Source organism: Micromonospora sp. RTBAU3-60 (assembly GCF_054963695.1).
On the sequence record NZ_JBUEGB010000133.1, the window covers coordinates 1 to 8,507 of the forward strand.

Genomic DNA, 8,507 nt, shown 5'->3' on the forward strand with positions numbered 1-8,507 from the left:
CGCGTCGCGGACGGTTTCCTTCCACGCATTCGCCAACACACCAAACCGGGCGTGTGTGCCGTCGGCCAACCACCGGTCCCGCACCTGCCGATCCCGCAACCCCGACCCCACGCCGGCGATCGAGCCGTAACGCTGCCACACCTCACTACGCACCCGACCCAACCGGCGCGCCTGCTCCACCAGGGCGCCGTACTTGCCCGGATTCAGTCGGGCCGAGTAGGCGATCCGGGTGACCTTCACCGGCCACCCTCCATGGCCAAGTCCGCCCTCTTCAACTCCTTCTCGTAGCGGCGCAGACCGTCCAGCCGGCCCGAGAAGGAGTTGACGACCGCCAGGAGGTCCTCGACCAGCTCCTGCCGTGGGGACAGCGACTCCTGGTTGACGACGACGATCTCGCAGCCGCCACGCGCCGCCAGATGCTCCACCAGGTCGAAGCCGAACCGGGCCAACCGGTCGGTGTGGGCCACCACCAGCGTGGCGACCTCACCCCGGTCCACCGCATCCATCAACGCCAGGAACTTCTCCCGGCGAAGGTTCACCCCGCCGCCGACCTCGCTGACCCACTCGTCCACGGCCAGACCGCGAGCCAGGCAGAACTGTTGCATCGCCGCCACCTGCGAGGCCAAGTCGGCCTTCTGGCCCGGCGACGAGACCCGGCAGTACACCACAACCTTCCGCCGGTCCGCGTCGAAACCCGGCTGCAGCACCCTGCGCACATCAGAATCGTCAAAATACCGCTGACCCGACGGCAGACGACGGGCGTTGATCCGACCCTCCGCCTCCCACCGACGCACCGTGCTCACCGAACGGCCCACCCGCTTGGCAAACTCGCCGATCCGATAGACGCTCCCCACGACAGTCGATTATGGACAGCTCTAGAAAGGAAAGCAACCACTAGTCGCTGCTCCCCGGACACACTCGCGGGGTTGGCGCGGCCCGCCTTGCTGCCAGTCCGGGCCGGACCGCTCGTCCGGGGCTTCCCCCCTTCGGCCCCGGACGTCGCGCGAACCGGCGCCGCCCGGCACCCGACGCCTCGAGGGCGGCGGACGCCGGGCTGTCGGCGGTGGCTCAGGGACAGCGGATCACCTGGCCGGCGTACGTCAGCCCGCCGCCGAACCCGAGCAGCAGCACCGGGGCGCCGCTGGGCACCTCCCGCCGCTCCACCAGCTTCGCCAGGGCGATCGGGGTGCTGGCCGACGAGGTGTTCCCGGACGACACGATGTCCCGGGCGATCACGGCCTGGTCGGCCCCGAGGTCCCGGGCGATCGCGTTGATGATGCGCAGGTTCGCCTGGTGCGGCACGAATCCCGCCAGCTCCGCCGGTTTGACGCCGGCCCGCAGGCAGGCCTCCTCGGCGATCGGCGCGAGCGCGGTGGTGGCCCAGTGGAACACGGTCGGGCCGTCCTGCTCGATCCGCGCCGAGCGGCCCTCGATCCGGATCGCCGGGCCGCGCTGGGCCGACCCGCCCCACACCACCGGGCCGACGCCCGGGTCGTCGTCCCCGACCAGCACCGCGGCGCCGGCGCCGTCGCCGAACAGGATGCAGGTGCTGCGGTCCTGCCAGTCGATGTAGTCGGTGAGCCGTTCCGCCCCGATCACCACCGCCGTCCGGGCGGCGCCGGCCCGGATCGCGTGGTCGGCGGTGGCCAGCGCGTACGAGAAGCCGGAGCAGGCGGTGTTGATGTCGTACGCCGCCTGCCCGGCCATCTCCAGGCTCGCCGCGACCCGGCTCGCCACGTTGGGCACCCGGTCGATGGACGTGCAGGTGGCGACGACCACCAGGTCCACGTCGGCGGGCTGGACGCCGGCTGCGCCGAGCGCCTTGCCGGCGGCGGCGGCCGCCATGTCGGCCACCGACTGGTCCTCGGCAATGTGTCGCTGCTGGATGCCGACCCGACTGCGGATCCACGCGTCGTCGGTGTCGACCAGTTCGGTGAGCTGCTCGTTGGTGAGTACCCGCGGCGGTTGGTAGTACCCGAGCCCGGCGATGCGGGATCCCTGCCAGGTGCGCACTGTCGTCTCCTCCCCTCGCCCGGTCAGCCGCAGCCGCCGGGCTCGTCGTGGTCGAACGAGCCGACCGTCGCGAGCGCCGCCACCGGGAGGCTCGCCAGCAGGTCGGCCGACTCGACCGCCGGGCCGGCCCCGCGCAGCGCCCGCACCGCCGCCTCGACGTCGGCGATCCGGTCCACGCCCCAGTACCGCTGGCGGTCGACGATGAACAGCGGGATGCCGAACACCTCGTCGTGGTGCGCGCTGACCAGCGCCGCGACGCCCAGGTCGCGGATCCGGTCGTCGTCCACGGCGGCCATCAGCTCGGCGCCGGGCAGCCCGGCCGCGTCGCAGGCGGCCCGCAGTACCGCCGGGTCGCTGATGTTGTCGCCCCGGTCCCAGCGGGCCTCGGTGACGACCTGGTAGAACTGCCGCGCACAGCCGAGTTCGCGGGCGCGCAGCCAGCCCAGCGCGGACGGCTCCCACCAGGGCGCGACGTCGACCGGCCAGACCAGGCGGTAGCCGAAGCCGGCGGCGAGCCGCTTGGTGTCGTGCAGGATGTACAGGTGCTTGGCCTTGCTCATCACGGTGTAGTGGAAGTCGGCACCGTGCGCGTCGAGTCCGGCCCGGGTCCGGTCGTCGGGGTCCCAGAAGGGCACGTACTCGAACAGGTCCGCGAAGTCCGGTACGCGCTCCTCCAGCTGCCGCAGCGCCATCCAGCTGAACGGGCTCTGGAACGAGAAGTACACCCTGGGCCGGCCGGTCACGGCGCGCTCCACAGCAGCGCGGCCTGCGTCCGCGGGTCCATGACGGCGACCTGACCGGCGTCCGGGCCGCTGGCCACCCCGTACCCGTGGGTGATCGACCCGGTGGCGGTGTGCACGATCCGGCCGTCGCGGACCACGTAGCAGTCCATCCGGCCGCTGAACATGACGTCCTTGACGATGTCGTCGACGGTGAAGACGGTGTGCAGCTCCTCCTCCAGGTGCGCGTCGGCGAGCAGCCGCACCTGGGACCGCGTGACGGCGGGGATCCAGTTGCGTTCGGTGAGCATCCGCCGGATCGAGATGCCCCGGTCGGCGAGGTAGCGGTGCACCACCTCCTCCAGGTCGCGCACGTACCCGGAGTGCTGGATCCGGTCGGAGAACTGGCAGTGCGGGTACGGGATGGTCTCGCTCCAGCGGAAGCCCGGCCGGAAGGCCGCGGGCGGCTCGGCCGGCGGTCGCAGCGCGGCGAGGCCGGGCACCACCCGGCCGGCCAGCGCGGCGGGCAGGTCGCCGGTGATCCCGGTCGGCGCGACGAACGCGACCCGGACCTTGCCCTTGAGCACGGGTACCGGCTGCCCGTCCCGCTCGACGGTCAGCGTGACGGCGAAGGTGTCCTCGGCGTCGTTGCCGCCCGGCGCGGGCGTCGCCTCGGCGTGCACCTCGTCGTCGACGAAGACCGGGCCGGGCAGCCGGACCGAGTGTTCCACGATGGACAGCTGGACGCCGGCCTCGTGGAACAGCTGGCCGGGGCCGGTGCCGCGATCGCGGTAGTGCTGCAGCACCGCGTCCTCGGCCAGGTACACGAACTGTTTGAAGCCGACCCAGGTGCCGATGTTGGCACCCTCGTACCGCGGCCGGCCGCGATACGTCGTCGGGTGGGCGTCGAGCAGGACGGTCATGCGGAAACCTCCAGGGTCGGACCGGCCGGCGACAGTGCCGGCACGACGCGGTCGAGGAACTCGGCACACTCGGCGGCCACCTCGGTCGCCTGCGTGATGTGACAGAAGTGGCCGTAGTGCGGGCGGATGCGGACCTCCGCCGCGGGCAGCACGGCGAGCGAGTTGGCCCGCACCCCGGCCAGCCGCTGGTCCGCCCGCCCGGCCAGGACCAGGATCGGGGTGTGGACCTGCCCCAGTGCGGGCCGCGGCGTGGCGAGCAGCCGGTCGAGCACCAGGTCGGCGGCGCCGTCCGGCACCCGTTGCAGGGCCTTGTCCACCATCGCGGCCAGCAGGTCGTCGGCGACGTGGGCGGCGCGCGGGCCAAGCCGGGCCCGCAACCCGTCGGCCACCACCTGCCGGATCGCCGCCCGGGTGCGGGCGATCAGCACCGGATGCGAGGCCCGGTCGGCGGGGCGGACCAGGGGCGCGAGCAGGACGGCGGCGGAGACCGCCGCCGCCGGCCCGGTGGCCAGGTGGTCCAGGACGGCGTTGGCGCCGAAGGAGTGGCCGAGCAGCACGTCGACGGGTTCGGGCACGGCCGCCAGGGCCCGCCGCAGCCACGCGGCGGGTCCGGCCGAGTCCACCAGGGACCGGCCCGGGTCACCGCTCCACGGGGCGTCCACGGCGTAGCAGCGGTATCCGGGGCCGAGCCGCGCGGCCAGGTCCTGCCAGGTGGTCCCGTTGTCGGCCAGGCCGTGCACCGCCGCGACCACCCGGGGCCGCCCGGGTGGCGGGGCGGCACCGGAGGCGAGCAGCCGCCAGGTCATGTCCGGTCCCCGTCGCGGCACAGCCGCGCGGTGGCGAACCCGTCGCCGGCCGAGCCGCAGGTCAGCACCGCCTCGGCGGCGTCCTCGACGCCGGCCGGTCGGGCGGCCGGGTCGGTCAGCCACCGGGCGGCGAGCGCGGTCTGCAGCACCCCGGCCGCACCGTATCCGCCGCCGACCAGGGCGGCCAGGTCCGGGCCGTCGCCGGATCCGCTGCCGCAGGCCAGCCGGATGGTCCGCGGCCCGCCGGCCGGGACCGGCTCCGGGGCGCGGTGCCGGCGTACGGAGTGCAGCCGGACCCCGCCCGACCCTTCGGCGGGGGCCAGCACCACGCAGGCGGCCATCCCCTGCGGCGGCCCCGGCGGGGTCCCGCCGGCGGCGCGCAGCCCGGCCGCGATCTCGTCGGCCGGTTCGGCGCCCACCACGACGGCGCGGTGCGCCCGGCCGCTGCGCACCAGCAGGGCGCCGAGCCGCACCGCGTCGAGCCCGCCGGTCGCGCCGGAGCAGACCATCAGGTTGGGGCCGGTGAAGCCGTACCGGATGGCGATGCTGCTGGCGATGATGTTGCTCGACGCGTTCGGCGCCTGCATGGGGCTCACCCCGCGCAGGCCGCCCGCGCGTACCTGGTCGACGATGTCGCAGACGGTGGCGACGTTGCCGAGGTTGGAGCTGACCACCACGGCGGTCCCGGCGGCGTCCGGCACCGGCCCGGTCGGCCGGCCGGGCGGCAGGCCCAGGGCCCGGTGCACGGCGCACATGGCGAGCCGCACCGCCGGCTCCTTGAACAGCAGACCCTTGCGGCCGAGCAGGGTGTGCGCCGCGTCGGGGCCGCAGTCGGGCTCGGTGGCCGAGGCGATCAGCCGGTCGGGCGCGATCCCCGGCACGTGTACCGCCGCGGCCGCGACCAGCACCCGGTCACCGCTCATGCCGCACCTCCACCAGGCAGACGGCGTTCACGCCGCCGAATCCGAACGCGTTGACCTGGGCGATCCGGGCGTCGGTGCCGGCCGGCCCGCCGACCACCAGCCGCAGCGGGGCCGCCTCGGGGATCGGCGTACGCAGTCCGACCACCGGCGGCACCTGGCCGTGGCGCAGCGCCTCGACGGCGACCAGCAGGCTCATCAGCCCGGCGCTGCCGGAGGTGTGCCCGATCGCGCCCTTGATCCCGGTGACCAGCGGTCCGGGGCGGGCGTCGGCGAACAGCCCGGCCAGCACGCCGGCCTCGGTCGGGTCGTTCAGCGCGGTGCCGGTGCCGTGCGCCAGCACCAGCCCGACGTCGGCCGGGTGCAGCCCGGCCCGCCGGTAGGCGTCGGCCATCGCGGCGCGCAGGCCGTCCGGGTCGGGCGCGGTCTCGTGGTACGCGTCGCACGACATGCCCACCCCGCGCAGCCACACCGCGGCGTCGTCGTCCGGGGCCCGCTGCACCACGACGGCCACCGCGCCGTCGCCGAGCAGCACCCCCTTGCGGTCGGCGTCGAACGGCCGTACCGCGTCGCTGGACTCGTCACCGACCCGCCCGATCATCGCGAGCATGCTCTCGGTCATCGCGTCCGCGCCGCAGGCCAGCACCGCGTCCGCCTCGCCGAGCTGGAGCAGGTCGGCGGCGAGCGCGAGCGCGTGCGACGAGGCCGAGCAGGCGTTGGAGACGGTGACGACGTCCTCGACGCCGGGCAGCGCGGCGCGTACCGCGGCCCCGAAGTGCAGCGCGTCCAGGTCCACCGGCTGCCCGTCGGCCCGCCACCGTTCCACCGCCCGCAGCTCGCGCAGCCCGGTGCCGACCAGCACGACGACCCGCTGCCGGGCGCAGTCGAGGCCGGCCTCCCGGGCCGCCGCCGCCACGCACTCGGCCAGCCAGGCGCTGGCCCGGTACGGGCGCTCCGGGCCGGCCGCGTCGACGTGGTAGCCGTGGCGGACGTTGACCCCGGCCGGGGCGACGTACCGCAGCGGCTGCCGGCCGGACTCCCCGGCCAGCAGCGCCTTGTACGTCTCGACGCTGTCGCCGAGGCTGCTGCGCATGGCGCTACCGGTGATCGCGAACCGCACGCCCGGCTCCCTTCAGGACGGCGGCGCCAACGGCGCCGTCGACGGTGCTGGCGACGATCAGCGACAGGCACCCGTCGTGCTCCGGCGCGCCCCGATGGTGGGCCAGCACCGCGGCGACCTGGAGCGCGCCGGCGGCGGTCGGGCAGTTGCCAGCGAGGTCGCTGATCGCCACCCGGTCGGCGTCCGGACCGACCACCTCGTCGAGCGCCCGCTCCTCGGCGGCGGCCCCGGAGGTGACCACGGTGGCCAGGTCCTCGGCGGCGACGCCGGCCTGCGCCAGCACCCGGCGCACCCGGTCGGCGAGCGCCACGGCGAGGTCACCGCGGCCGCCGGTGTGGCCGAGGTCGACCGCGATGATCTCGGCGACCGGGTCGCGGCCGGCGGCGCGCATGGCGGCCGCGTCCTCGACCACGAAGACCGCCCCGCCCTCGCCGCCGACGGTGGTCGGCGCGGCGGCGGTGGCGTGCTCGGCCCACGCCATCTGCGGGGTGTACTCCTCCACCGCGCCGACCAGCAGCGCCTGCGCGCGACCGCGCCGCAGCACCGTCATCGCGTAGCGGAGCCCGGCCAGGGTCGCCATCCCGCCGCCGGCGAGGGTGGTGTTCACCCCGCGCAACTGGTGCCAGATGGCCGCCTGACCGGCCGCGCAGTTGAGCACGGTGTTGGGGAACAGGATCGGGTTGACCAGGTAGGGCTTCTCCTGCACCAGGGTGTCCCGGCTGTAGTCGCTGGTCGACTGGAGACTGCCCACGCTGGTGCCGAGCACGACGCCGACCCGGTCCCGATTGTCGTCGCCGACCACGAGGTCGCTGTCGGCCAGCGCCTGGCCGCAGGCCAGCACCGCGAAGGCGGTCCGCCGGTCGAGGAAACTGGTGCCCTTGCGGCCCAGGTGGTCGCGCGCCCGGAACCCGGCCAGGCCGTACGCCCGCGGGTCCGGCACCGGCTCCTCGGTCAGCGCGGCCGCGTCGACCGCGCCGTCCCGCCCGGTACGCAGCCCGGCGGTGAACTCGTCGGCGCCCAGCCCGTACGGGGAGAGCACCCCCCACCCAGAGACGCCGAGCGCGAAGGCCCCGGTACGCGAATCGGTGGTCACGGTCATCGGAATTGCGGCGTGGAAACCCGGCCGTTTACGGCCGGGAGGAAACGCCGCTCCCTCCCCTCGGTGATCGTCTTATATGGACGGTTGGTAGAATGTGAGGCATGGGTGAGGTGGTGAAGCGGGCTTACAAGTACCGCTTCTACCCGTCTCCTGAACAGGCCGAACAGTTGAACCGCACCTTCGGGTGCGTGCGTCTGGTGTACAACCGGGCGCTTGAGGCCCGCACGCGGGCATGGGCGGTCGACCGTCAGCGCACCACCTACGTTCAGTCGTCGGCGTGGCTGACAGGGTGGAAACGCACCGAGGACTTGGCGTTCCTCAACGAGGTCAGCTCTGTGCCGTTGCAGCAGACGCTGCGCCATCTTCAGGCGGGGTTCGCGGCGTTCTGGGACAAACGGTCCCGGTACCCGCGGTTCAAGTCCAAGCGCAAATCCAGGGCGTCGGCCGAATACACGCGCTCCGCGTTCCGGTGGCGTGACGGTCAGCTCACCCTGGCGAAGATGACCGCCCCGCTGCACATCGTGTGGTCTCGGCCGCTGCCCGAAGGGGCGCAAGCCTCCACGGTCACCGTGTCCCGGGACGCTGCCGGACGCTGGTTCGTCTCCATCCTGGTCGAGGACCAGACGGTGCAGCCGCTGCCGCCGGTCACGCCCGTGGTTGGTGTGGACGCGGGCATCACCAGTCTGCTCACCCTGTCCCACCCGATGCCCGGGGTGAGCGACGAGCAGGGCAAGGTGGCCAACCCGCGGTACGGGCAGGCCGACCGGCGCAAGCTCGCCACAGCGCAGCGGAACCTGGCCCGCAAACAGAAAGACTCCGCGAACCGGGCCAAGGCCCGACTGAAGGTGGCCCGCATTCACGCCCGGATCGCCGACCGGCGTCGGGACCATCTGCACCAGCTGACCAC

Annotated in this window: 10 protein-coding genes; 1 reads left to right on the plus strand and 9 read right to left on the minus strand. The window is 74.1% G+C overall.

Features of this window, described 5'->3' with window-relative positions; all coding sequences use genetic code 11:
- The 9 genes from ACY34I_RS39590 to ACY34I_RS39630 form a co-directional block, all read right to left on the minus strand.
- Positions 1–240, minus strand: a 240-nt coding sequence (locus ACY34I_RS39590) for a hypothetical protein (RefSeq protein WP_462760557.1), incomplete at its 3' end; no start/stop codon positions are given.
- Positions 237–854 (minus strand): IS607 family transposase, encoded by a 618-nt coding sequence (locus ACY34I_RS39595; protein ID WP_462760559.1) that lies wholly within the window; start codon positions 852–854, stop codon positions 237–239. The genes ACY34I_RS39595 and ACY34I_RS39590, both read right to left, overlap by 4 nt.
- A 214-nt stretch (positions 855–1,068) precedes the next feature.
- Positions 1,069–2,013, minus strand: a complete 945-nt coding sequence (locus ACY34I_RS39600; protein WP_148802307.1) for a beta-ketoacyl-ACP synthase 3 — start codon at positions 2,011–2,013, stop codon at positions 1,069–1,071.
- Positions 2,014–2,036: 23 nt separating this feature from the next.
- Positions 2,037–2,756 carry a DsbA family protein gene (locus ACY34I_RS39605; protein ID WP_462760561.1) on the minus strand — a complete coding sequence of 240 codons (720 nt, stop codon included), beginning with the start codon at positions 2,754–2,756 and terminating at the stop codon, positions 2,037–2,039.
- A complete protein-coding gene (locus ACY34I_RS39610) occupies positions 2,753–3,655 on the minus strand; it encodes a hotdog family protein (protein ID WP_148802305.1) in 903 nt (300 codons plus the stop codon). Before ACY34I_RS39610 ends, ACY34I_RS39605 begins: the two co-directional genes overlap by 4 nt.
- A complete protein-coding gene (locus ACY34I_RS39615; protein ID WP_462760563.1) occupies positions 3,652–4,461 on the minus strand; it encodes an alpha/beta fold hydrolase in 810 nt (269 codons plus the stop codon). Before ACY34I_RS39615 ends, ACY34I_RS39610 begins: the two co-directional genes overlap by 4 nt.
- Positions 4,458–5,384 carry a beta-ketoacyl synthase N-terminal-like domain-containing protein gene (locus tag ACY34I_RS39620; RefSeq protein WP_462760565.1) on the minus strand — a complete coding sequence of 309 codons (927 nt, stop codon included), beginning with the start codon at positions 5,382–5,384 and terminating at the stop codon, positions 4,458–4,460. Before ACY34I_RS39620 ends, ACY34I_RS39615 begins: the two co-directional genes overlap by 4 nt.
- Positions 5,374–6,501 (minus strand): beta-ketoacyl synthase N-terminal-like domain-containing protein, encoded by a 1,128-nt coding sequence (locus tag ACY34I_RS39625; protein WP_462760567.1) that lies wholly within the window; start codon positions 6,499–6,501, stop codon positions 5,374–5,376. Before ACY34I_RS39625 ends, ACY34I_RS39620 begins: the two co-directional genes overlap by 11 nt.
- A complete protein-coding gene (locus ACY34I_RS39630; protein WP_462760569.1) occupies positions 6,479–7,600 on the minus strand; it encodes a beta-ketoacyl synthase N-terminal-like domain-containing protein in 1,122 nt (373 codons plus the stop codon). The genes ACY34I_RS39625 and ACY34I_RS39630 overlap by 23 nt, the downstream gene beginning before the upstream one ends.
- A gap of 101 nt (positions 7,601–7,701) precedes the next feature.
- Between ACY34I_RS39630 and ACY34I_RS39635 the strand changes: the two genes are divergently transcribed.
- Positions 7,702–8,507, plus strand: an 806-nt coding sequence (locus ACY34I_RS39635; protein ID WP_462760571.1) for an RNA-guided endonuclease InsQ/TnpB family protein, incomplete at its 3' end; no start/stop codon positions are given.